Origin of the sequence: Pseudomonas sp. FSL W5-0299 (genome assembly GCF_005930655.1) — a bacterium.
GTDB lineage: Bacteria > Pseudomonadota > Gammaproteobacteria > Pseudomonadales > Pseudomonadaceae > Aquipseudomonas > Aquipseudomonas mandelii.
This window is the reverse complement of sequence record NZ_RXHX01000051.1, coordinates 1-23,004: the sequence shown is the minus strand read 5'-3', so window position 1 is coordinate 23,004 and position 23,004 is coordinate 1. Positions and strand designations below refer to the sequence as shown.

Here is a 23,004-nt window from a genome sequence, read left to right as displayed (position 1 = left end):
CCGGTGCTCGATCTCAATGACCTTCAGTACTTTGTGATGGTGGTGGACCATGGCGGCTTCGCGCCGACCGCACGGGCGCTGGGCATTCCAAAATCCAACCTCAGCCGGCGCATTGCACTGCTCGAAGAACGCCTGGGCGTGCGCCTGATCATCCGCAACACCCGCCATTTCACGGTGACGGAATTAGGGCAGACGTATTACGCCCATTGCCGCGCCATGCTCAAAGGCGCAGAAGCCGCTGAAGCGGCGGTTGCCATGACCCACACAGAACCCGGTGGCTTGCTGCGCGTCACCTGCCCGACGGTCTTACTGGAAGAATGCGTCGGCGGCATCATCACCCGGTTCATGGCCATGCACCCGCGTGTCGAAGTGCATCTGGAAGCCAGCGACCGTCAGGTCGACGTGGTCGCCGAAGGCGTTGACCTGGCACTGAGAGTCCGCCCGCCTCCCCTTCAGGATTCGGACCTGGTCAACCGCGTCATGTCCCAGCGGCCGCAATGCCTGGTGGCCAGTCCCGCGCTGTTGAACCGCCTCGGTGAACCCAAGGAGCCGGAAGACCTGTCACGCTTCCCCAGCGTCCATCACGGCAGTCCGCAACGCGATTACAGCTGGACGCTGTTCCATCAAGATGGTGCGGAATTCACAATCCAGCACCGTCCTCAACTGATTACTAAGGGGCTGCCGATGCTGCGCTGCGCGGCGATAGACAGCGTCGGCATTGCGCAGATGCCGATGTCGCTGGTGCATCACTTTATCGAGCGCGGGCAGCTGGTGGTGGTGTTGCCTGATTGGGCACCGCGGACCGAGATGATTTATGCGGTGTTTGCGAGCCGGCAAGGGATGCTGCCGTCGATGCGGATGTTGATTGATTTCATGGTGGAGCAATTCAGGTTGCTGGATGATCCGGCGCGAGGGATGCGCGGGAGTCCGTTGGTTTGATAAAGCCAAATGCTGGACCTTGCAGGTGAGGTGCCAGACGCCCGCTTTTCCACTGCTATGCTGATAGCATCAGTTTCTGCGGTCGAGACGAGTAGCATGGCAGCACAAGGCAAGCATTCCTCGTTCACGCCCAAGGCTTTGGCCTTCCTGGCTGGCATTTTCGTTGTCGCTTGGGTGGCCATAACGTCGCTCGAAACTTATTTCGACCTGACATTGTTGGCCGACACCACGAGCTTGCTGCTACGTTTGGGCGAGTGGCTTTTGCTGGAAACGCCAATGCCGAATTGGTCGTTGCTGGTGATTATCGCGATTTTCATCAGCACGCTCTCTGTAGCGATTTACTACGTCCGCATCCCTGATGGAACTGACGGCGAGTTACACGAGATAGAGCGAAAGGTTTACAAAAAGAACAACCCTCAGTTTCCAAAATTGACCGACAACCAAACGCTACTGATGGAAGTTTTGGCCTATCATGCGAACTTCAGAAAAGTTGCAAACTTGAACTCGGTTTGCAAACTTGTCTCCCTCAGCACGGTAGAAGTTGAAGCCGGCCTAAAGCAACTCCAGGCTAAACGTCTGGTGACGCAAAAAGTGACCCGAGGTACGTTTGGCGCCACCATTTTTGAACTGACCTTGGCAGGTAAGGATTATGCGTTGGAGCGATTTGACCTTACGTAACAGTGATGTCTGAGGCGGCGAAAGAAACCGCGCAATATTCGCCATCGCACGCGTTATGTAAATGTCTCCCCCACTGGGGCAACGTACTGAAGCGCGGCAAGCTCCACGTAACTCGACTCCCCTCCTCCAGTCGCACCCGACAACCAACCCCATACGAAGGTCAGCGTGGTACGTCCTGCGCGATCCACGCCGACCGTGCCACGAGACCAGCCGGCAAGAATCTCGCCATCCGTGGTCAAACATTGATAAAGAAGCTCAATAGTATCGGGGCCTGTCACGCGCCCAACCTGATTACCGATACGGATACGCCCGCCTTGGTAAGTGCCCGAAATGGCATCCTCCTCGACATGGTAAAGAAACACTGTGCCTGTACCGGATAGCCCGTGGGAGTTTTCCGCTACCGTGAATCGGCGACCGTTCAAACGCTCACTGACTTGAGAAAAGGGATTTTCCATAAGTGCTGCGTCCTTTAGTGAAGATGTTCCATTCAATCCTTCAACTGCCCTACCCCATGCTCATTACCAGCTACCTGTGAGTGCTCCCGAGAAAGGCGCTAGATTGGTCGAGTTTCGCGAGTCCACAACAACGAAGTCATCGCCATTGGCGTGCATCTTGTGAAATCTCAGCGGCATAAATTGATCCTGGCGAGGAGACAAGGGTGAAGGCGATCTAGCCCCATCAGCATGACTCAAGCAAGATAAGACGAGCATTGCCATCGATATCAAGCCCCGAAAATTCGGGGCTTGATAGGGTCAGACGACATCAGGACTTACGTCCTCCACCTCCGCTCATCCCATCATCATTGCGCCCCGTTCCAGACGACTTATCGCGGTCATCGGCGAAATTGCCACCGCGTCCGCTTCCTTGCCCGCCGCTGGACGATTGATCAGCCTTGTTGGACTGTTGTCCGCCGGAAGCCTGGCCGCCTTTTTGGCCTGGCTTGGACATGTTTTCCTTATCGTCGGCAAATTCCCCTCCGCGATTTGTACCCTGCCCACCTCCGGACATGCTGTCTTTATCGCGCGAGGGCTGTCCGCCAGAAGCTTGACCTCCCTTTTGACCCGCTTCAGACGCGCGTTTTGGATCGTTCGCAAAGTTGCCGCCAGACGCTTCTCCGCCTTTCTTTCCGGCTTCTGAAGCCTTGTCAGGATCATTGGAAAAATTGCCTGGATTGTTATTTCCTGTATTGGCCATTTTGTTCACCTCTACATCGTTGGCACGAGCATGGGCCCGTACAATTCGGAGGATGCAGAAAACGGAAAGTTTGAACGGAAATACGGGGCTCGCGACGAGCGGATTCGGGCGTTTGGTTCCATTGGAAACGGCGACCAGTCGACTGACGGCTGTCCCATTCATCGGTGTCACCTTACGGCGGTTTTTCGCCCTGAATAATCGATGTTTACTAGACTCAATAGCGCTTGGAAGCCCTCCCCCGCATCGCACCCAGGAGGTCAATCAATGACTGAACACATCGTGCATTTTCATTGCCAGATCGACCAGGCAACGACCGAGCGCTTCAGGGATTGCTGCCTTGAAGCCATCGACCAGGGTGCCACCTCCCTTCTCCTGAACCTGTCCACTTGCGGGGGCAGCACCAATTTTGGCTTCACGCTCTACACGTTCCTGAAGTCCTTGCCCGTACCGCTTTGCGCAATCAACGCCGGCAATATCGAATCGATGGGCATCATCATGTTTCTGGCGGCAGGCCGGCGCATCACATCCCCTCACGCACGCTTTCTGATTCATCCGATGAACTGGTACTTCAGCCAAAAATCCGTCGACCATCAACGGCTGAGGGAATACCTGTCCAGTCTCGACAATGACCTAGCGCGCTACGTGCAAATCTTTATGCTCGAAACCGCTGACGCAGCGACCAAACTCGACATTTTTCATTGCTTGTCTGCGGAGGAAAAGGTCATCGCCGCCCATGAATCGCTGGCTTATGGTATTGCTCATGAGATGAAGCAGATGGTGTTTGCTGATAACGTCAAACACTGGAAGGTCAGTGGTGGATGATCAATCTTAGTCTTGGCGCCAAAATCCGAGTTCCGCACGCCCAGAACATGGCGGTTCTCTGCAAAACCGCCTACGCTTCTTGCATGAATCCCCAGTCCGTTGCTGAGTGATCAGTATTGGGCTGGAGCGATCTGATTGCCTTTGACCGCCCGTTCCTTGCCAATCCGGACCTGCACGCGCATATCGCCAACAACCTGGCCTCTCAATCCGGTCGACCCGCGGTTCACGTTCTTCCATTGAGGAAGATGATTATGTATCGGCCAAGCACGGTTCCTTATCAGGAGCATCGAGGGTTCAGGCGAACCTTCACTCCGGGTCATTTGAGCCTGGGATTGTTCTTTCCTTTGGAGGCCTTCGATGGGGACACTCCGAGCATGCTCAACCAGGTCGCATTGGCCAAACGAGCCGAGGAGCTGGGCTTTTGCGCGCTCTGGTTTCGCGATGTGCCTCTTCGCGACCCTGGCTTCGGCGATGTCGGCCAAGTCTTCGACCCTTGGGTTTACCTGGGCTATATAGCCGCTCATACGTCAGAGATAACGCTTGGCACCGCATCCATTGCCATCCCTTTACACCATCCACTGCACACGGCCAAGGCGTCAGCCAGCATCGATCAGTTGAGCGCAGGTCGCTTGATTCTGGGGGTAGCTTCCGGCGATCGCCCTGTGGAATTTTCGGCTTTTGGCGTCGATGCCGAAAGGCGCGGAGACATCTTTCGAGAGTACTACGAGGTGATTCGCAGAGCCCACAGCACCAGCTTTGAACCCATCCGCTGGAGCGGTGGTGAGCTGCGGGGCGCAGACCTCATTCCGAAACCCACAACCCAAGTGATTCCAATGCTCGTAACCGGGCATAGCCGCCAGTCACTGGATTGGATAGCGCGCGAAAGCACCGGATGGATCAACTATCCACGCCAACCGAACATGCAGCGACTGATCGTGGAAGATTGGCGGCTGGAGGTCATGAAGCAATGTGGTTCCGTCTATAAGCCCTTCGCTCAGTCGCTATACATCGACCTCGCTGAGAACCCGTCAACGCCGCCCACTCGTATTCATTTGGGGTTCAGGCTTGGACGCGACCACCTCCGGGGTTTGCTGGAGGTGCTTCAGGAAATCGGGGTGGACCACGTTATCCTGAATCTCAAATACAGTAAGCGCCCTGCTGCGCAAGTTATTGAGGAGCTGGGCGCTCACCTCGTTCCGCAATTCGGAGTACAGCCTCGTTCCGAAGCGAACTGAAACCAATACGTTACTGGACGGATTCATCGTCAACTCTGCGACATAAAAAATGGCAGTGATGCCGCAGGCGGTTCAGAGGCCCGCAAGCGAGCCCGCCCGAGGAGTGAAGTCAGAAACCTTCTAGAACGATCTTGCCCCGGGCCTTGCCGCTCTCGACCAGCGCATGGGCACGACGCATGTTGGCCGCATTAATCGCACCGAAGTGCTCGCCCACAGTGGTCTGCAGAACACCTTGGTCAATCAGAGCGCTGACGTGCTGCCCTCTCGGCTCGGTAATGTCACCGCGTTCCGAGAGAACTTGCATAACCAGGGCCGTGGAGGTGAGTACAAAACCCGCTGCGCAGACAAATGACACCTGCCAAGGGAATCCAAAAGCCATGCCGACAAAAGTGAGCAGAACAGCACAGACCACCACCTGCAGGCTGCCCAGCCCAAAGATCTGCCGACGCAGATCCCATAGGTGCGAGGGTTTCATCTCCAGTCCAATCACAAAAAGAAACATCGCCACACCCAGCTCGGCCACCTCAATGATGGTGTGGGGGTTATTGATCAGTTGCAGTCCGAAGGGGCCAATGATCAGGCCCGCCGCCAGGTAACCGACCACTGAGCCGAGCCCGATGCGTTTGAACAGCGGCACTACCAGCACGGCGGCGGCAAGCAAAATGACGACGCCCAATAATTGTTCTGCATTGCCTTCAACGGCCATAGCATTGACCCTCATCCCACATCAGGACCGGTAATGCTTCCACGGCCAGGCGTGTTGAGCAGAGCTTTCAAGCTGAGCGCTCAGTTCCGCAAACTCTTCAGGACTAAGCACAGCATCTGGAGCGTTCTCCAAGAACTTTCTGCGGTAGGAATGGCACCTGAAGTGTAGTGCAGCACACCGGCATCGTTTGAAAGGGTGACAAAAAATTCAGTTGCTTCTCCCCGTCCGTACCGTAAAGGGCCGGCTAACAATCCTTTCATTTATATCGAGCGCGCAGGCTTGGCTTGAATCTTTGGCCAGGTACTTTGGCCACGATATTAACCTTAAATATAAGTGTTTTAATTGGCCCTCATCAAATCCATCTGATACGGCTTTTTTTTGATCACCTGAGCCTTTTTCGTCAACCAACAGTCTATAAAGTGCATGCCCGATGTTCTTTAAAACAACAAAAAGCAGCCAACTCGTTTTGGCGCTTGGGCACACTGACGCGCTCAAGAATCTAGACCATCCCAGGATCAAAAATAGAACCCTGTTTTATCAGAACAAACGGGACAAATAACAATTCATTTGATTTGGAGATGGTGTCGTGCGAAAGCTTGGCTTGGGCTTCCTGGTAACTGGCGTTTTTGGGCAACTATCAGCACTACTATGGACCTACACGTCCACAGGACAAACTTGTCAAAATAACGTCGACAATTCATACATCCAGCAAAAAGTGACAAAGTTCGAACAACTATTCGATGACACCGCAAATAAAGTTGCGGCAGAGCTCAGTGCAAAAGATTCCGACGGGCTCGCGCACCTTGCGAAAAACGAATCCCGCATACCCGACTCAACGGAGGCTGAGGCCGTACAGTTTTTGATGGAAAAGCCAGATGAAACTACAGTACTTACGCTGCCTTCATTGCCCACACAGGCACACAAATGGACAATTATTCTAAGCGGTCTGATTGCTTTCACCGGCCTGCTCTTGGCACTCTTCGCTCGTAAAAAAACCATTCATACGCAATGGCATGTCTTTCGTACCATTCCAGGCTCGCTAATCACGCTGGAATGCCCGTGCTTGACATGCGGCGGCTATATTATCCACCCTAAAAAAGAAGCTTCAAGCACGCCTTCATCCGGCGTTTGGGTGGTCGAAATTGCATTGAACACACCCAGTCGCCACCGCGCAGTAAAAGCCATTCAGCAGCTGGAGTTGCCGGTAGCGCGAAAAGAAAACAACTTTGTCGTCATCGGCCCGTATAAACAAAAGCAGGACGCGGCTCGCGTCGTGAAAGAGTTGAGTGAACGTCATGGCGTTCGAGGATGGATGATGGCAGGAAATTGACACAGTCCGATTTATCGCTGGGCCGACCTCGAACAACCAGCTACTTATTGCATTCCACAAGAGAGCATTCATGATCGCAAAAGAACTTAGAGCCGAACTCGCCCTGAAAAAGTTTCTGGACGCCAACTTATGCATCCAACTTGAACTCAGCAAGCTGAACTACAGCCTCGCTGAATACTGTGGGCTCTCGCCGGAAGAATATCGCCTTAAATTTCTGAAAGAAGCATTTGAAGCAGAAGCCGACGCGCACGGCTGCGATTGCTGGGACTTCATCCTGCAGTGGGTGGCCGAAACCAAGGAAGAACTTGAGTTGATGCGCGAAGAGCGCATGAAAGAGATTTATGACTTTCTGGACAATTAACAAGTGTTACAACTTACGTAATCTATAAAAGCCGTCAGCTTCAAGATGAAAGACTAACTTCATCGGCGGGAGTATTGCCCAACACCCCCGCCTTCGTCTCTATTTAAACCGTCGCATAACAATCCACTACACGCCGATACTGGCTGGGAGAAGCTCCGATGTGCTGGCGGAAAAACCGTGTGAAATGACCTTGCTCGGAGAACCCGAGGTTCTCCGACAACAGGCCCAACGTTCCACTGCGCTCACGCTCCAGCCAGGTAAAAGCCCGGCGCATGCGCGCGTCGTTCAGCAGCAAGGTCGGGGTCATGCCGGTATCTTTCTTGAACAGCGCAAAGAAGTGCGCCCGAGACAGTCCACAAGCCCGCGCGGCGTTGTCGATCGGGTTCGGATCATCGAGGTGCTCAAGCAACCAGGCGGTGCCACGGCGCACGCGCGCGTCCCGGAACTCACCTGAGTTCGGCGCACCCAGCATCGACAAATGCCGCCAACTGGAAAAGTCCTCGATCAGTTCGATCAGGAAGTCGAACAGCATGAATTCCATGCGTTCTTTCGGCACGATCCCGCAGCCATGCGCTTCGGCGACCAGGATGTCGGCCAAGGTGCGATTACGACTCGACAGCTCGATGCACGACCGGGCAAAAAAGTCCGGCCGACCGCTGAGCGCCAGCGACTGCTGGGCAGTGGCCAGCCAGGCGGGCTCGATGTAGAGCGCAAGGATCAGGGTGGCACCGGCGCCCGGCTGCGGATCGTAGAAATGCGGCTCCCAGGCGTTGACCAGCACCGCCGTGCGATCACTGAGCGGAACCCGCCGACCGTTGACGTTGAAGTAAGTGTCTTCACCGGACACTTTAACCAGGACATGGCATTCGGAATGGGTGTGGGTGACCAGCGAACGATCCATATTCAGCAAGGCGACCCGTCCAAACCTGCCGTGGAAAACCCGTTGGGCAATCGACATCAGATTCCTCCGCTCGCTAGAAGCGATATTGTTACCGACCACAATGCATATCATCGGGGCGTCTATCTATTTCTCAACCCCGACGGTCACTCAATGGTTCAGCAACACGTGGCTGGCCACTATCGCGCGCGAATGACCGAGCGTCTACCTCGACTTTCGCAGCCCCCACACTCGTCGGAAAAACCGCCTTACAAGGCATGGCGTTCTTTCCCGTGATAAACGCGCAGGATATCGGCCACCACCGCCAGAGCGATTTCCGCCGGGGCCTTGCTGCCCAGATCCAGGCCGATGGGCATGTGCAAACGGGCAATCTGTTCATCCGTCAGACCACCGATGCGTTTGAGCCGCTCGGCGCGCTTGGCCGAGGTTGCCTGAGAACCCATGGCACCGATGTAAAACGCCGGGGTGTGGACCGCTTCCATCAGCGCCAGATCATCGATTCGCGGATCGTGAGTCAGCGCCACCACCGCGGTCGCCGCATGGCAACCTCCGGCGGCAATGAACATTGAGGGCAGCACACGTTGCATCTCCACACCTTCGAGATGTATATGCAGCATCTCTTCCCGGGGATCGCAGGCGATGACTTCGCAGCCGATGGCACGGGCAAAACCGGCGCAGACTTCAGCGACCGGCGAGAGCCCTGCCAGAATCAGTCGTAACGCCGGGCCAACGCTGATACGCACCTTTTCGTCGACGACTTGCACCCGCTCGCTGCCGTGTCCGGTGTCCGGGTCCAGGCGCAAGGCACCGCTGCTCAGCTCGACGTGACGCATCAGACGGCGCTGGCCGAGCAACGCCGCTTGCAGACTCTCCAGGTGGGCGATCCATTCGAGACTGGCAGCGCGGTGCTCGACCAGCACGATCAGCACGCCACCACAGGGCAATCGCAGACGGTGGCGTTGCTCGACGCTGTCGCCATAACTGACGATCTGCGCCGGTTCGCGTAACTCACCGCGCGCCAGACTTTCGAGAAACTCCTCCTCGACGCAGCCACCCGACAGCGAGCCGACGTGTTCGCCTGTGCCATTGGTCACCAGCATCGCACCCGGCGCACGCGGCGCCGAGCCATAGGTGGAGAGCACTGTGCACAGCCACTGGGCCTGCCCGGCGCGAGCCCATTGCAGTGCCTGGTCGATCACCTGAACATCGAGATGACGCATGTTTTCTATACCTCAAGCAAAGCGTGGTACTGCATGCTGGGTTACGTTTACGGTAACCTGCGAGCAACCTTGTTCAATCGTTGATTCAACATGTCGCCACAACAATTTTTGCAACTTGGGCCGCTGCGCCTGGAATATCGCCAACTGCCTGCGGCTGACCCGTCGCGACCAACGTTTGTGCTGTTGCACGAAGGCCTCGGCAGCGCCGAACAATGGAAAGACTTCCCCCTGCGCCTGGCCCAGGTCAGCGGCTGCGGTGTGGTCACTTACAGCCGTCAGGGTTATGGGCAATCGAGCCCGGTAACCCTGCCGCGGCCGCTGAACTACCTGAGCAGCGACGGCCCTCGTGAACTGCGGCAATTGCTCGATGCCTTGCAACTGCCGCAAGTGGTCTTGCTCGGTCACAGTGACGGCGCATCCATCGTCCTTGCCTATGCCGCTACCGACGATCCACGGGTGTTGGGCAGCATTGCACTGGCGCCTCACGTGATTGTCGAGGCTGAGAGCCTCGACGGCATTCGCCATACCACTGAGGTGTGGCATCAGGGCGAACTGCGCGAGCGCCTGGCACGCCATCACGGGACCAATGTCGATGGCGCTTTTCACGGCTGGAGCGACAGTTGGTTGCACCCGGACTTTTCCCTGGACGATCTCGAAGCGCAGCTGGCTTACATCGAAAAGCCGCTGCTGGTCATTCAGGGTCGCGAAGACCACTACGCCACGCCCGAGCAACTGGTGGTCATCCAGCGACAGGTGCCTGGACCGTGCCGCTGTGTGTTGCTGGATGACTGTCGGCACTTTCCCCAAACCGAAGCGCCCGAGCGGACTTTGCGGCTGATCTGCGAGTTCCTGGAGCACCTCCCCGGCATTATTTGAAATTGCCTTGGGTTTCTGGAATCACCACGCTGCCAATCAGATAGATCACCGACAGACCGACGGCGAACATCGCCAACACCATGGGGATCTGCGCCGGGCTGCCGCTGACCAGGGACACAAAGGTCGGCATGGTTCCGCCGAGGGCGAAACCGATGTTCCAGGACAATCCGGTGCCGCTGGCTCGCAGCTCGGTGGCAAAGCGTTCGTTGAGAAAGATCAGAATCGGCGCGATGATCGCCCCACCTATGAAGCCTATACCCACGCAATAAAGCGCAGTACGGGTCAGCGAACCCGATTCGGCGACACCCAGAAACATCATCGGCAGGCTCACCAGGTTGATCACACCCAGCAGCATGAAGGTCTTCTTGCGACCGATCAGGTCGCTCAGGTAACCGAAGGCCAGTGCTCCGACAATGGTTGCCACCGACCCGTACATGAGCAGCTGCGAAGTCTGCGCATGAGGCACTTTGGCGACCACGTTGAGCAATGTCGGCAGATAACCGCAGGCCAGGTAATACGTGGCACCGCCTCCGAACGTAATCAGCAGATTGACCAGCATCACGCCACGGTACTCGCGACCGAACAGACGCTTGAGCGGCGACACGACAACTACTGCCGGCCCCTTGGTTTTACGCGCTTGTTGCAGTTGCTGCCAGACCGGGGTCTCTTCCAGGTAACGGAACATCACCAGACCGAAAAACGTGCTGAGCAGGCCGCAGAAGAACATGAAGCGCCAGCCCCAGACGTCAAATTCCTCCCCGGGAAAGATCTCTGACAACACCAGATAGGTGAATGACGCCAACAGCGCGCCCATGCCGGCACCGGCGCCACCGATCAACCCGGACATCAAGCCGCGATAGCGCGGCGAGATGGATTCGGTGCCGATGGTGTGAGTGGAGGCAACGATGCCGCCCACGAAAATGCCCTGAATCACCCGCAAGACCAAAAACAGTATCGGGGCCAATATGCCGACCTGATGAATGGTCGGCAACGCGCCAAACAGTGCCGTTGAAATACCGACGCCGACCATCGACACCATCAACGCACGCTTGCGGCCGTGTTTGTCGGCATACGCGCCGAAGATCGCCGAGCCCAGCGGACGCACCAGCAACGCAACGGCGAACGAGGCATATACCGCGGCCAGCGACAATGTCGGGGTGTCCGAGGGGAAGAACAGGCGGCCGATGATCGGCGCCACATAGAGCAGAATGAACAGGTCAAACAAATCCAGCGCCCAGCCGAATGTCGAGGCAAATGCCGCGAGCAAGGCCTTGCCCGGTGGAATCTGTGGTGTATCGATAGCGGCGCTGGAGGGTGATGCAGTTATTGTTGTTGTCGTAGTCATGGTTGCCTCACACAAACGGTGATCGAACGTTCTGCATCCCGGTGCACGGGTTGCGAGTAATCAGCAGGTCAGCGGTGAAACCTTGATGTGCCCTTTCAGTTGCATTGAAGGGGCGGCAGGCCCTGCTCCGTAAGGCGTACGCTGTTATCAACATACTCCCGGGCCCGCTCGCCAGTACGATTTACTCGCCGATAAACACGGCCGTACGCTTGCTGTGAAACGCTTCAACGCCTTCCTTGAAGTCCTTGGAGCTACGCAGACGGCTATAGCAGTGACCTTCCATTTCGATCGCGACGGTCAGCGGCGCATCTTCGTTGTCGTTGATCAGTTTTTTCGCCGTGCGCTGAGCCAACGGCGAGAAGCGGCGCAGTTCATCGACCAACGCGTCGACGGTGCTTTCCAGTTCGGTATCCGGCACGACCTCGGTCGCGATACCCCAGGCGTAGGCCTGGTCACCGGTGATGCGTTTGGCGCGCATCACCATGTGTTTGGTGCGGGTGATGCCGATGATTTTCTGCAGGCGCGCGGAGCCACCCGAGCCCGGGATCTGACCGAGGTTCTGCTCAGGCAAGGCGTAGCGAGTGGTTTGCGAAGCAATGCGGAAATCGCAGGCCAGGGACAGTTCGAAACCGACGCCGAAGGTGTAACCCCGGTTGGCCACGATCACCGGTTTTTCGCAACGTGCCGGTGCCGCGACGTTCCAGGCCAGTTTCGAAACGTGCTCTGGCGACGCTTCGAGGAAGCCCTTGATGTCGCCACCGCTGGAGAAGTGTTCGCCCACCGAGCGCAGCACGATGACGCGCACGCCTTTGTGTGCATCGAGGGCTTCGAAGACCTGGCGCAGTTCATCACGCTGCCCCATGGAAATGACGTTCAACGGTGCGCGGTTGAGGATGATGTCGGCGCGCTCGCGGGACACATCGACTTCAACCTGGAAGCCATCGAACTGAGTGTCGAGAAATTGCTGGATCGCTTGCTGTTGCATGAGAGTGTCCTCTGGATGATTAGCTGATGGCCTTCAAGGCCTGTTCCTGAAATTGAGCCAGCAGCACGCGCCGCAGCACCTTGCCCACTGGAGATTTGGGAATCTGATCGATGAACTGATAACGCCGTGGCCGCTTGAATTTGGCCAGGCCCGAAGCAATGCAATGGGCATCGAGGTCGCTTTCCGATACCTCGGCGCGCAGCTTGATAAACGCGGCAATGATCTTGCCCCACTGCTCGTCGGGCAGACCGACCACCACCACCTCTTCCACCGCCGGGTGCAGGGAGAGCATGTTTTCGATTTCTGCCGGACTGACGTTTTCGCCGCCGGTGATGATCAAGTCATCGACACGCCCCGTGACGAACAGATCGCCTTCAAGATCGAAGTAACCGATGTCACCGGTGAAATACCATCCGTCACGCAATGCCTTGGCGGTCGCTTCGGGACGGTTCAGGTAGCCTTCGAACGCCTCGTCACTCGCCAGGTCGGCGATGATCTGGCCCTCCTCCAATGGGTTGACCTGCACGTCTGCCGTTTCAGCATCGATTGGCACCACGCGCACGCGCTGGTTCATTGCACTGCGCCCTGACGAACCGGGTTTGCGGCTGGCTTGCTGGTCGATGGTGAAGGTGTAGATCTCCGAGCTGCCGTAATGATTGACGAACAATTGCGGCTGGAACGCCTGCTCGACGCGACGCATCAAACCGTCGCTCATCGGTGCACCGGCAAAGCCGATTTTCTCCACACTGGCGACTCGCTCGCGGGCAAAGGCCGGGTGTTCGATGAGCATGTGGTAGAGCGTCGGCACCAGGTACAGGTTGCTGACCTTTTCCCGCTCGATGGCCTGCAGCGTGGCTTCCACGTCGAACTTCGGCACACAGACGAAATGCCCGTCGATCAACGCCATGGACAGCAACGAGCGCACGCCCATGGTGTGGTAAAGCGGCATGACACCCAGCGTGCACTCGCCCTGGCGGTAAAGGTTTTGCGCTACGTGGGCAACCGCCGCGGCGCGTTCGCTACGGTGCCGACGGGGCACGCCCTTGGGCTTGCTGGTGGTTCCGGAGGTGTACAGCAGCAGTGAAAAGTCTTCGGCGTCGGCCTGCAAAATCATGCCGGAGGGGGTCTGCGAACACAGTTCCTCGAAACTCAGGTCGGTGTTGGCGGCACGCAGACCGGTGGCGATCCGTGGCAGCCTTGTGGCGGCGCTGCAACCGGCCACGGCGGTCACGGTCGCGTCGTCGTAAGCCACTGCACGGATTTGCGCATCTTCGATGCAGTAGCCCAGTTCCTCGGCAGTCGAACGCCAGTTCAACGGGGTCATGACGATGCCCGCAAACTGACAGGCCCAATGCAAGGTTGCCATCTGCCAGCGGTTTTGCATCACTACCAGCAGTCGATCGCCGCGTTGCAGCCCAAGGCATTGCAAGCCCCAGGCGGCACTCTGGATATCGACGAACCATTCTTCATAGGTTTTCTTCAACGCACCGTCACTGACCGCCACGGCGTGCGGGCGGCGTTCAACGGCAGCGAGGAAACTGCGTCCGAGATCGAACATTTTTGTTATACCCCTTTGTTCGTTTGGCGCTGGGCAGCGACTTCGAGCACGGCCTGAACGATGCCGGTGTAACCCGTGCAGCGACATAGGTGCCCCGAAAGCATGTCGCGTACCTGGGTCTCGTCCGGGTTGGGTACCCGCTCGAGAAAATCCACGCAGGACATGAGAATGCCCGCAGTGCAAAAGCCGCACTGCAAGGCGTGATGACGGCGAAAGGCTTGTTGCAGGTCGCTCAGTGTGTCGTCGTCGGCCAGGGACTCGACGGTCTCGATACGCCGCTCGTGCCCCTGTACCGCGAGCATCAGGCAGGAACGCATGGCGACTCCGTCCACCAGCACCGTGCAGGCACCGCAGACACCGTGTTCGCATCCGACATGGACACCGGTGGCACCGAGGTCGTGGCGCAGGAAGTCACAGAGTTGGGTCCGCGGTTCAGCCAGCGCTTCGCGGGCGCGGCCATTGAGTTCCAGGCGAATCGGAAAGGTTTGGTCGGCAGTTACACGCATGTTCAGACTCCTTCGATCAGCTGGTGACCCAGCTCGCGAATCAGTTGGCGGCGATAGGCAGCGCTGGCGTGCACATCGTCTTGTGCGTCGAGCGACCAGGCGGTTTGATTGAGCGCGTCCGGCAGCCCCGCACCGCGAGGCAGACTGCGACGTTGCGGACGGTCAGCGACCCCGCCGATGCCGAGTTCGACCTGGTCCGCGCCGATGGCCGCGGCCAGGGAGACAATTGCGAAGTCGCCGTGGCGCATGGCGATTTCGCGGAAGCGATAGGTGATGCCTTCGCGCTTGAGCGGAAAACGCACCTCGACAACCAGTTCATCCGCACGCTTGTCGGTGGTGAGAATGCCTTGGAAGAAGTCGGCAGCCTTGACGATGCGCTTACCTTTTTTCGACTCCAGAACGATCTCGCCACCCAGCGTCACCAGGCACAGCGGCAACTCGGCGCTCGGGTCGGCGTGAGCCACCGAACCGCAGACCGTGCCGCGATTACGCGTCTGGAAGTGACCGATCCAGGGCATCGCCAGTGCCAACAAAGGCACCTCGTCCATCAGGGTCGAACGCGCGAGCAACTGTGCCTGCCGTACCCCGGCACCTACCGCCAGGCAATCCTTGCGCAGTTCGATATAGGCCAGCTCAGCCACATGATTGATATCGATCAGCAACTTGGGTTGAGCCAGGCGCATGTTCAGCACCGCCATCAGCGATTGGCCACCGGCGATGATGCGAGCTTCCTGGCCGTACTCGGCGAGCAACTCAACCACCTGACGACGGGTATCAGCCCGAACGTAATCGAAAGCAGCCGGTTTCATTGCGCACCTCCCTTGCCAAACAGCGCGCCAAGCGAGGCCCGCAATCGCGCCCACCAGCCGGTGGAGATGGCTTGGCCGCTAACCCGTTGTGACAGGCGAGTAAATATTTGTCCGATGATCACTTTCGAGGCCCCTTGCAGCATTCGGCCGCCGACCGCGGCGACTTTGCCGCTGACCGCCACCTGGTATTGGTATTCCAGGCGTGTGTGGCCGTTTTCCAGTTCAACGAAACGCACCTTGGCCTGCCCCTGGGCCGACCCCATCGAGCTGCTGCCGGAACCGGACAGACGCAATGAATGCGGCGGGTCCAGATCACTCAGGGCAACCTTGGCCTCGAAGCGCGCGCGGATCATGCCGACGCCGACAGTGACGTCTGCGCGGTAACGGTTTTCGCCTTCAAGCACGAGGTCGTGACAACCGGGAATGATCGCAGCCAGCGTCTGCGGGTCGAGCAAGGTGTCGAAGACCTGTTGCGGCGAAGCAGGAATCACCACAGAGTCGTTGGCCCGCAGTGCCGGTCCACCGGCAGGTACTGCGTCGAGGTTTTCATCGGGCTCCATACCGGCGGGCCGTGGCGGCTCGTCGATCCCGATCAGCGTGCGTACTTTCGATGGCGTCAGTGGCAGACGGATGTCCGAGCGGCCGAGGGCGTCGGCCACCGCGTTGGCGACGCACACCGGCGTGCTCATATTGTTGCCCTCGCCCACACCCTTGGCGCCCAGTGGGGTGAAGGGCGATGGCGTTTCCATGTGCAGGATCATCGGTTCGATCACTTCCGGTGCGGTCGGCACCAGATAATCAGCGAAGGTCCCGGAGAGGAAGCTGCCGTCCTCGCCATAGGCGAACTCTTCCATCAGCGCCGCGCCGAGGCCTTGGGTGAAGCCGCCACGAATCTGGCCATCGACCAGTGCCGGGTTGAGCAGGCGGCCGGCGTCATGGCAGGTGACGTAGCGATCGATGTGGATCTCGCCGGTCATGCGGTCGATTTCCAGACCGCAGATGTCGAAGACAAAGCCGTAGCACAGCGAGCTGTTGACCTGATCCTTGTCGTCCGGTGCCTCCAATTGCGGCGGGCTCCAGAAGGCGGTTTCACGCAGACCGCCGTTTTCCCCTTCCGGCAGCAGGCCCGGCGACCAGTGGGTCGCACCGGCAATCCGATGAAATGGCGCTACCGCCCCGCCATTGACCACGAATATCTTGCCGCCGGCGAAACGAATATCTTCGGGACTGGCCTGCAATTGCTCGGCGGCAATCGCGGCGAGGCGATCGCGGATCTTCAGCGCGGCTTTGTAAACGGCACCGGCCACAGCGCCGGCGAAGCGGCTGGAATAGTTGCCCGAGGCAATCGACCAGGCGTCCTTCTGGGTGTCCAGCTCGACGTTGACCACGATGGATTCCAGCGCAACCCCAAGCACTTCGGCGACGACTTGAGCGACGGTGGTTTGATGGCCCTGCCCTTGCGGTGCCGAGGACACATGCACACTGACGTCACCCAACGGGCCGACGTTGATGGTTGCGGTGGCGACAGCGCCGTTTTTCGGACCGGCCTTGCGCCGCTCTTCGGGTGTCATCGCAGTGGTGATGTAGCCCATGTTGGAAATCGACGGTTCGATGACAGCGGCATAACCAATGCCATAGATCCGGCCTTCGGCACGCGCCTGATCACGACGTTTGAGCAACTCGTCGAGACCGCCATCAGCCGCCGCCAAGGCAATGCCAGCCTGGTAGTTGCCGGAATCGAGCAACGCACCGGCAGCCGCGCGATAAGGGAAGGCATCGGCCGGCACCAGGTTGCGGCGGATCACATCCAACGGATCAAGCTTCAACTGCACGGCGATGTGTTGCAGCAGCCGCTCCAGGGCGAAATACACCTGCGGTCCACCGAAACCACGGTTCAGGCCGGAAGGCGTTTTGTTGGTCAGCACCACTCGGTTGCGCACTTGCAAATTGCGGATCGCGTAGGCACCCGTCAGGTTGCCGTGCATGCGGTAGAAAGTCGCCGGTTCAGGCGCTCTCAGGTAGGCACCACAATCGTCGATCTGGTCATAACGCAACGCGGTGATGCGGCCATCGGCTTCTACCGCCGCTTCAATTTCGGTCACCCGATTGGTCGCCGAAGAAGCTCCCTGAAGATGTTCCAGACGGTCCTCGACCCACTTCACCGGTGCACCGACCTTGCGTGACGCCAGGCCCATCATCACCACGTAAGGGAAAACCCCTTGCTTGATGCCAAAGCTGCCGCCGGAATCTTTCGGTGTGCGTAAACGCAAGCGGTTACCGGGCACGTTCAGTGCCCTGGCCATGACCGTGTGCAACGCATAAGGGCCCTGAAAATTGGCCAGCACGTCATAAATGCCGGTGGCGCGCTCGTACTGAGCCAGCACCACATAGCATTCAATGGGTGTGCAGGAACTGCGCGGAAACTTCACTTTGAGCGAGACTTTGTGCGGCGCCTGCTCGAACGCCTGCTCGGGCTCGCCATAACGAAAGTGCCGTTCGTTGACCACGTTGCTGCCGACTGCTTCGTGCAGGATCGGCGCCTGTTCGGCGGTGGCCAGTTCCGGGTCGATGATTGGGGGCAGCGGCTCGTATTCAACGCGCACCCCTTCGATGGCGTCTTCGGCCAGATAGCGGCTCTCAGCGATCACCACGGCCACCGGCTCTCCGACGTAACGCACCTTGTCGACGGCGACGCACCAGTGCTCCATCGGCTGACGCACACCCACCGGGAACGGCAGCGCCCAGCGTTTGACGTCTTCGCCGATCAGCACGCCGTGCACACCTTTCATCAGCAGCGCACTGGAAAAGTCCACCGAGGTGATACGTGCATGAGCGTGGGGTGAGCGGATGATCGCCGCGTGTAGCGTTCCCGGAGGGATCGCAGCGTCATCGGCATAGCAGCCGAGGCCGCGCAACAATGCGGCGTCCTCGACACGGGTCTGACGGGCGCCGATGTGGCTGGTCGGGCTTTCGGTAGCAGGCTGGAAAGTAGTCATTTTTTTCGCGGCTCTTGTTGTTGTGCAGCGCGATAGCGTTAGAGCCGAGTGTGTGAGAAAGGCGCGGGGAGCGCCTTGCCTGAGGAGAGGGAGTTCTGCGCTGGAGTCTGAAAATTTGCCTTAGCGTCTGATTTTCAGGACTGAGACCCGACATAATGGCCGGTCAGGGATGGGACGCGGGATGGCTCAGGAAAGCTTCGATTTCTGCACAAGGCATCGGTTTGGCGAAGTAATACCCCTGAAAAATATCGCAACGACTGCCCTTCAGGAAATCCACCTGGGACGCCGTTTCCACGCCCTCGGCGACCACCGTCAGGCTGAGGTGATGCGCCATGGAAATAATGCCTTGGGTGATCGCTGCATCGTGATGATCGGTAGCGATTTCCTGGATGAACGAGCGGTCAATCTTGATCTTGTCGATGGGCAAACACTTGAGGTAACTGAGGCTGGAAAAACCGGTGCCAAAATCATCGAGCGCAATGCGCACCCCCAGCGCCTTGAGCCGGTGCAACGTGTCGATTGCCTGTTCCGCGTTATGCAACAGCAGCGACTCGGTGATCTCCAGCTCCAACTGCTCACCACGCAGACCATGTTTCTCCAGGGTGGCTTGGACACACTGGACGAACTGGCCACGCTGAAAATGCATCGGCGAAATGTTCACGGCCATCGAAATGCCCGTGATGCCCTGCTCGCCTAGCTGGTGCAGCTGTGCGCAGGCCGTATCGAGAACCCAAAGGCTCAGCGGGATGATCTGACCACTGTCCTCTGCCACCGGCACAAACACCGCGGGTGAGATAAAGCCTTTTTCTGGATGCTCCCAGCGCAGCAACGCTTCGATCCCGACCACTCGCCCGGTGCGCGCTTCTATCTGCGGTTGATAATGCAGCTTGAGCGACTGGGTCTCGATAGCCTTTTGCAGGTCATTGCGCAGGCTCGCGTGCTCGCAAACGCGCTGATTAAGATCACTGGTGTACCACTGAAAGTTGTTGCGCCCTTGCTGCTTGGCTTTGTACATGGCCATGTCAGCCTGCTGGATCAGCTGCATCGGCTGCTCGATGTGACCATCGCTCAGGGTGATGCCGACACTTGCACTCACGTGCAGGTCAATGCCCTGGATGCAGTAGGGTCTGCCAATGCTGGCCATCAACCGCTCGGCTACCGGTACAACGTCCTCATCACGAAGCAAGTCCGGCAGCAGAACGATAAATTCATCACCGCCCATGCGCACGATGGTATCGCCGGGACGAATCTGCTGGGTCATACGCTGCGCCACCTCAATCAGCACCTGATCGCCGAAGTAGTGTCCGATCGAATCGTTGATGGATTTGAATCCATCCAGATCAATGCACATCACCGCCAGACGACGCTTGCGCCGACGACTGATGTGACAATCCAGAACAAGCCGTTCTTCAAGCGAAACACGGTTGAGCAAGCCGGTCAGCCGGTCATGGCTGGCGTTGAAGCTCAACTGGCGCTCGTAATGCTTCTGCTCGCTGATGTCCCGGGCAATGCCGAATACCCCGACGATTTCTCCGTTGACCATGATCGGCAGGTTAGAGATGTCCATGGTCAGCAGATTGTCACTCTCGTCGAGAACCCGTGCCTCGAAACGCTGAGGTTCTCCGGCGCGGGCTGCGGAAAAATGCTGACTGACCCGCTCCAGGTCCTCTTCGAGTACCAGATGGGAAAAGTGATGACCAATGAAATCGGTTGCGGTGTACGGTTTCAGCTTCAGGCCTGCTGCGTTCACACTTTGGATATTGCCGAACAGATCGAGGGAGAACACGGGGTGGGGGTTGTAGGTGAACAATGAACGAAAACGTTGTTCGCTTTCCTCCAGTCGTTGGCCATCACGCTCATGACGAATCGCAATGACTGCCAGTTGGGCCGCGCGGTCCAGTCGTTGAATCTGCGCCTCGTCCGGCGCATGGACGCGGTTCTGGTACAGGGCAAATGTACCCAACACGCGTCCCTGATGGGAGAGCAAAGGCACCGACCAGCAGGAACGCAGGTTATGCCCCAGCGCCAGGCTGCGGAAACGCTCCCAGTTGGGGTCCCGGGCGATGTCTTCGGTGACTACAAGCTCGCGCCGGAACGCAGCGGTGCCGCAGGTTCCTTCCTGTGGACCAATGGCCATTCCATGAATCGCGTCACTGTATTCGACCGGAAGGCTGGGCGCCGCGCCGCTCAGCAAGCGTTTGCCCTCGGCATCAGTGAGCAGTATCGAACAGAAGGTCTCGGGGGCCTGTGCGTCGTGCATCTGGCAGATGGCGCAGAGTATGTCGCCCAGATGATGATCGGTCGCGATCATACCGAGAATGTCACGTTGCGATTCGGGGAGTGTCTTGCTGCGAAAACCAGGACGAGTATTCATGGTGGTTCCTGAAGACTCTCGAGGTCGTCCGGTCTTCAGAGAGCCAGAAATAGTAGGCGGCCGATCACTGTCCGCTAGTGCGTCGGACGCGCACTCTATAGAGCACCGACGCACTAAAAAAAGACTCAGATCCAACATAAAAAACAGTATCAGATTTATGAAACTGTCATCTCTGTCCATTGCTCCGATGCGGCCCAAAGACGCTCGGCATACTCAAGATCGACTGCCCATCTGGCCACGCCCTTGCGTCCCGTCTCCGATTCGTTGATAGAGGCGATATTGCAATCTTCGCAGTAAACACCGCCCAAGGTTGCAAGCGTGGCGCTGGTCGCACACCACAGGCCGGTTGCAGCGCCCTGCTCCAGTGTCTTGAGTCCGATCTCCGGGTTCAGGCGCTGCCGACCGTGCTCATCCAGCACATCGAATGCGGCTATTTCGGCGCTGCTCAGATGGCGTCCGAGGCTGGTCAGGACTTGCCCCGGGTGCAGCGAGAATGCCCGCACGCCGCGATGACGTCCGCGTTTGTCGAGCGCCATCGCAAACAATGCGTTGGCGGTTTTCGACTGACCGTACGCCACCCACTTGTCGTATGGCCGGCGCAAAAAATCGATGTCGTCAAAATCCACCCCGGCGATCTGATGCCCTCGTGACGAGACCGAAACCACGCGCGCCGCGCCCGCGGCAATCAGTGCCGGCCACAGCCCGCAAGTCAGGCGGTAATGACCGAGATGGTTCGTAGCGAACTGACTTTCGTGCCCATCGCCGTCTCGCGTCAGTGGCGAGGCCATGACCCCGGCGCAGTTGATCAGCAGCGAGATCGGACGGCCACTGTTGAGCATGCGTCGGCTGAAGGCTTCAACCGATGCGGGTTGCATCAAGTCCATCTCCAGTACTTCGACCCGCTTGACCTCTGCCAGGGCGGCCAGGGCCCGGACCGGATCTCGGGCGGGAACGATAACGTGTGCGCCGGCGGCAGCCAGGCTTTTCGTGGTGACCAGTCCGATTCCCGAATAACCGCCGGTGACGATCGCAATTTTGCCGGTCAGGTCAACACCTGCCATGACCTCGGCGGCGGTACTGGCGGCATTGAAGTCGGAGTGAATAGGGTTTTGAAGCGTCGGCATGAGAAATCTCCCTCGCAGGTATCGAAGTGCTCGATTCTTCACTAAGCTCGCTGGACGAAACAGCTCAAGAAACCCGGTTTTCTATCGTGATCATCCAAAATTCAGTTTCTGATCCCTTGTCCGAAGTCCTGGCGCTGTCAGGACTGCGTGCCGCCTGCTCCGTGCGATTGCAGGCAGGCGGCACTTGGGCATTACAGTTCCGGCCCATCGAATTGAAATTCAATGTCGTGCGACGAGGCGAGTGCTGGTTGCGCATGGACGGCATGGCGCCTTGTCATCTGAGGGCTGGCGACTGTTTTGTCGTTGCTCGTACGCCGTTCGTTCTGGCCAGCGGGCCGGATGTGGAGGCGATAAATGCCTCCGATGTGTTTTCCCATGCGGGGGCGTCGGCAATGTTCGGCGTGGGTGACGATGTCGAGTTGCTGGGCGGCAGCGTTTCACTTGTCGGTCCTGCGGCGATGGAGTTGCTCGATGCATTGCCGCCTGCACTCATCATCCGCGCCGGGTCCGGAGGCGCATCGTCGTTTGGCTGGCTGCTGGATGAACTGGATCGTGAGTGGCAATCGAATCAAGCTGGCGCGCATGCAATGTGCAACGATCTACTGCGGCTGATCTTCATTCACGTGCTTCGCCATCGCATCACCGCCGCCGACGCTACTGATTTGAATTGGCTGGGAGGACTTCGAGATCCGGTCATCGCCAAGGTGTTGCGTGCCATTCATGGCGCACCCGAAAAATCTTTGAGGCTGGCTGAAATGGCGGATATGGCTTGCATGTCCCGCTCTGGCTTTACTGCATTATTCAAGACGCGCGTGGGGCAGTCGCCCGGCGAATATGTCACGCGATGGCGCATGCAAGTGGCAGCGTCGAGGTTGCGCGATGGCACGGACAACGTCGCTACCGTTGCCGCTTCGCTGGGTTATCTGTCGGATGCTGCCTTTGGAGTCGCGTTCCGCCGTGTTCACGGAGGGTAACCCTATTTCTGTTACAGACAGAGCGCCCATGATTCATTAGCTTAGAGAGAAAGGATCTCTCAGTGCTCAATGAG

General features: G+C 58.2%; 20 protein-coding genes and 1 pseudogene. 8 read left to right on the top strand and 13 right to left on the bottom strand.

The features are described from left to right. Positions 1 to 3: 3 nt before the first annotated feature. Positions 4 to 939, top strand: a complete 936-nt coding sequence (locus tag FHL16_RS31545) for a LysR substrate-binding domain-containing protein (protein ID WP_077750323.1) — start codon at positions 4 to 6, stop codon at positions 937 to 939. 96 nt (positions 940 to 1,035) lie between these two features. Further along, complete coding sequence (locus FHL16_RS31540; protein ID WP_177346267.1) at positions 1,036 to 1,617, top strand: hypothetical protein; 582 nt, start codon at positions 1,036 to 1,038, stop codon at positions 1,615 to 1,617. A gap of 53 nt (positions 1,618 to 1,670) precedes the next feature. On the opposite strand, the gene FHL16_RS31535 is transcribed toward FHL16_RS31540, so the two are convergent. Further along, complete coding sequence (locus FHL16_RS31535) at positions 1,671 to 2,072, bottom strand: hypothetical protein (protein WP_077750321.1); 402 nt, start codon at positions 2,070 to 2,072, stop codon at positions 1,671 to 1,673. A 577-nt stretch (positions 2,073 to 2,649) separates the two neighbouring features. Further along, positions 2,650 to 2,811 (bottom strand): annotated as a pseudogene (locus tag FHL16_RS34605) (general stress protein); the annotation flags it as partial. A gap of 264 nt (positions 2,812 to 3,075) precedes the next feature. Here FHL16_RS34605 and FHL16_RS31525 point away from each other — a divergent pair. Together FHL16_RS31525 and FHL16_RS31520 are read left to right on the top strand one after the other, a co-directional pair. Then, positions 3,076 to 3,633 (top strand): ATP-dependent Clp protease proteolytic subunit, encoded by a 558-nt coding sequence (locus FHL16_RS31525; protein ID WP_010459465.1) that lies wholly within the window; start codon positions 3,076 to 3,078, stop codon positions 3,631 to 3,633. A 251-nt stretch (positions 3,634 to 3,884) separates the two neighbouring features. Continuing rightward, positions 3,885 to 4,868, top strand: a complete 984-nt coding sequence (locus FHL16_RS31520; RefSeq protein ID WP_077750331.1) for an LLM class oxidoreductase — start codon at positions 3,885 to 3,887, stop codon at positions 4,866 to 4,868. 109 nt (positions 4,869 to 4,977) lie between these two features. On the opposite strand, the gene FHL16_RS31515 is transcribed toward FHL16_RS31520, so the two are convergent. Beyond that, a complete protein-coding gene (locus tag FHL16_RS31515; protein ID WP_138739101.1) occupies positions 4,978 to 5,574 on the bottom strand; it encodes a cation:proton antiporter domain-containing protein in 597 nt (198 codons plus the stop codon). 586 nt (positions 5,575 to 6,160) lie between these two features. On the opposite strand from FHL16_RS31515, the gene FHL16_RS31510 reads away from it, so the two are divergent. Both FHL16_RS31510 and FHL16_RS31505 read left to right on the top strand, forming a co-directional pair. After that, complete coding sequence (locus FHL16_RS31510; protein ID WP_077750320.1) at positions 6,161 to 6,904, top strand: SPOR domain-containing protein; 744 nt, start codon at positions 6,161 to 6,163, stop codon at positions 6,902 to 6,904. A gap of 70 nt (positions 6,905 to 6,974) precedes the next feature. Beyond that, positions 6,975 to 7,265, top strand: a complete 291-nt coding sequence (locus FHL16_RS31505; protein ID WP_077750319.1) for a DUF6388 family protein — start codon at positions 6,975 to 6,977, stop codon at positions 7,263 to 7,265. A gap of 103 nt (positions 7,266 to 7,368) precedes the next feature. Here the strand turns inward: FHL16_RS31505 and FHL16_RS31500 are convergent, their stop codons facing one another. Continuing rightward, positions 7,369 to 8,223, bottom strand: coding sequence for a helix-turn-helix transcriptional regulator (locus tag FHL16_RS31500; protein WP_077750318.1), 855 nt, complete (start codon positions 8,221 to 8,223; stop codon positions 7,369 to 7,371). 188 nt (positions 8,224 to 8,411) lie between these two features. Beyond that, positions 8,412 to 9,383: an XdhC family protein gene (locus tag FHL16_RS31495; RefSeq protein ID WP_077750317.1), complete on the bottom strand. Its 972-nt coding sequence runs from the start codon at positions 9,381 to 9,383 to the stop codon at positions 8,412 to 8,414. A 90-nt stretch (positions 9,384 to 9,473) separates the two neighbouring features. Between FHL16_RS31495 and FHL16_RS31490 the strand changes: the two genes are divergently transcribed. After that, complete coding sequence (locus tag FHL16_RS31490; RefSeq protein ID WP_077750316.1) at positions 9,474 to 10,259, top strand: alpha/beta fold hydrolase; 786 nt, start codon at positions 9,474 to 9,476, stop codon at positions 10,257 to 10,259. Here the strand turns inward: FHL16_RS31490 and FHL16_RS31485 are convergent. The 8 genes from FHL16_RS31485 to FHL16_RS31450 form a co-directional block, all read right to left on the bottom strand. Next, complete coding sequence (locus tag FHL16_RS31485) at positions 10,252 to 11,604, bottom strand: MFS transporter (RefSeq protein ID WP_077750315.1); 1,353 nt, start codon at positions 11,602 to 11,604, stop codon at positions 10,252 to 10,254. The two genes, FHL16_RS31490 and FHL16_RS31485, sit on opposite strands and share 8 nt — an antisense overlap. Positions 11,605 to 11,785: 181 nt before the next feature. After that, a complete protein-coding gene (locus FHL16_RS31480) occupies positions 11,786 to 12,589 on the bottom strand; it encodes an enoyl-CoA hydratase/isomerase family protein (protein WP_010459412.1) in 804 nt (267 codons plus the stop codon). 19 nt (positions 12,590 to 12,608) lie between these two features. Continuing rightward, complete coding sequence (locus FHL16_RS31475; RefSeq protein WP_077750314.1) at positions 12,609 to 14,147, bottom strand: AMP-binding protein; 1,539 nt, start codon at positions 14,145 to 14,147, stop codon at positions 12,609 to 12,611. A gap of 5 nt (positions 14,148 to 14,152) precedes the next feature. Continuing rightward, positions 14,153 to 14,653, bottom strand: coding sequence for a (2Fe-2S)-binding protein (locus FHL16_RS31470; protein ID WP_077750313.1), 501 nt, complete (start codon positions 14,651 to 14,653; stop codon positions 14,153 to 14,155). Between the two features lie 2 nt (positions 14,654 to 14,655). Then, the gene (locus FHL16_RS31465) at positions 14,656 to 15,462 is read right to left on the bottom strand and encodes an FAD binding domain-containing protein (RefSeq protein WP_077750312.1); all 807 of its coding nucleotides are present in this window, start codon (positions 15,460 to 15,462) and stop codon (positions 14,656 to 14,658) included. Next, a complete protein-coding gene (locus tag FHL16_RS31460; RefSeq protein ID WP_077750311.1) occupies positions 15,459 to 18,458 on the bottom strand; it encodes a xanthine dehydrogenase family protein molybdopterin-binding subunit in 3,000 nt (999 codons plus the stop codon). The genes FHL16_RS31465 and FHL16_RS31460 overlap by 4 nt, the downstream gene beginning before the upstream one ends. Positions 18,459 to 18,621: 163 nt before the next feature. After that, positions 18,622 to 20,832: a putative bifunctional diguanylate cyclase/phosphodiesterase gene (locus FHL16_RS31455; RefSeq protein WP_077750310.1), complete on the bottom strand. Its 2,211-nt coding sequence runs from the start codon at positions 20,830 to 20,832 to the stop codon at positions 18,622 to 18,624. 155 nt (positions 20,833 to 20,987) lie between these two features. Further along, the gene (locus tag FHL16_RS31450; RefSeq protein ID WP_077750309.1) at positions 20,988 to 21,956 is read right to left on the bottom strand and encodes an oxidoreductase; all 969 of its coding nucleotides are present in this window, start codon (positions 21,954 to 21,956) and stop codon (positions 20,988 to 20,990) included. 26 nt (positions 21,957 to 21,982) lie between these two features. On the opposite strand from FHL16_RS31450, the gene FHL16_RS31445 reads away from it, so the two are divergent. Beyond that, entirely contained in the window at positions 21,983 to 22,930 is a 948-nt protein-coding gene (locus FHL16_RS31445) for an AraC family transcriptional regulator (RefSeq protein WP_238706210.1), read from the top strand. Positions 22,931 to 23,004: the final 74 nt, after the last annotated feature.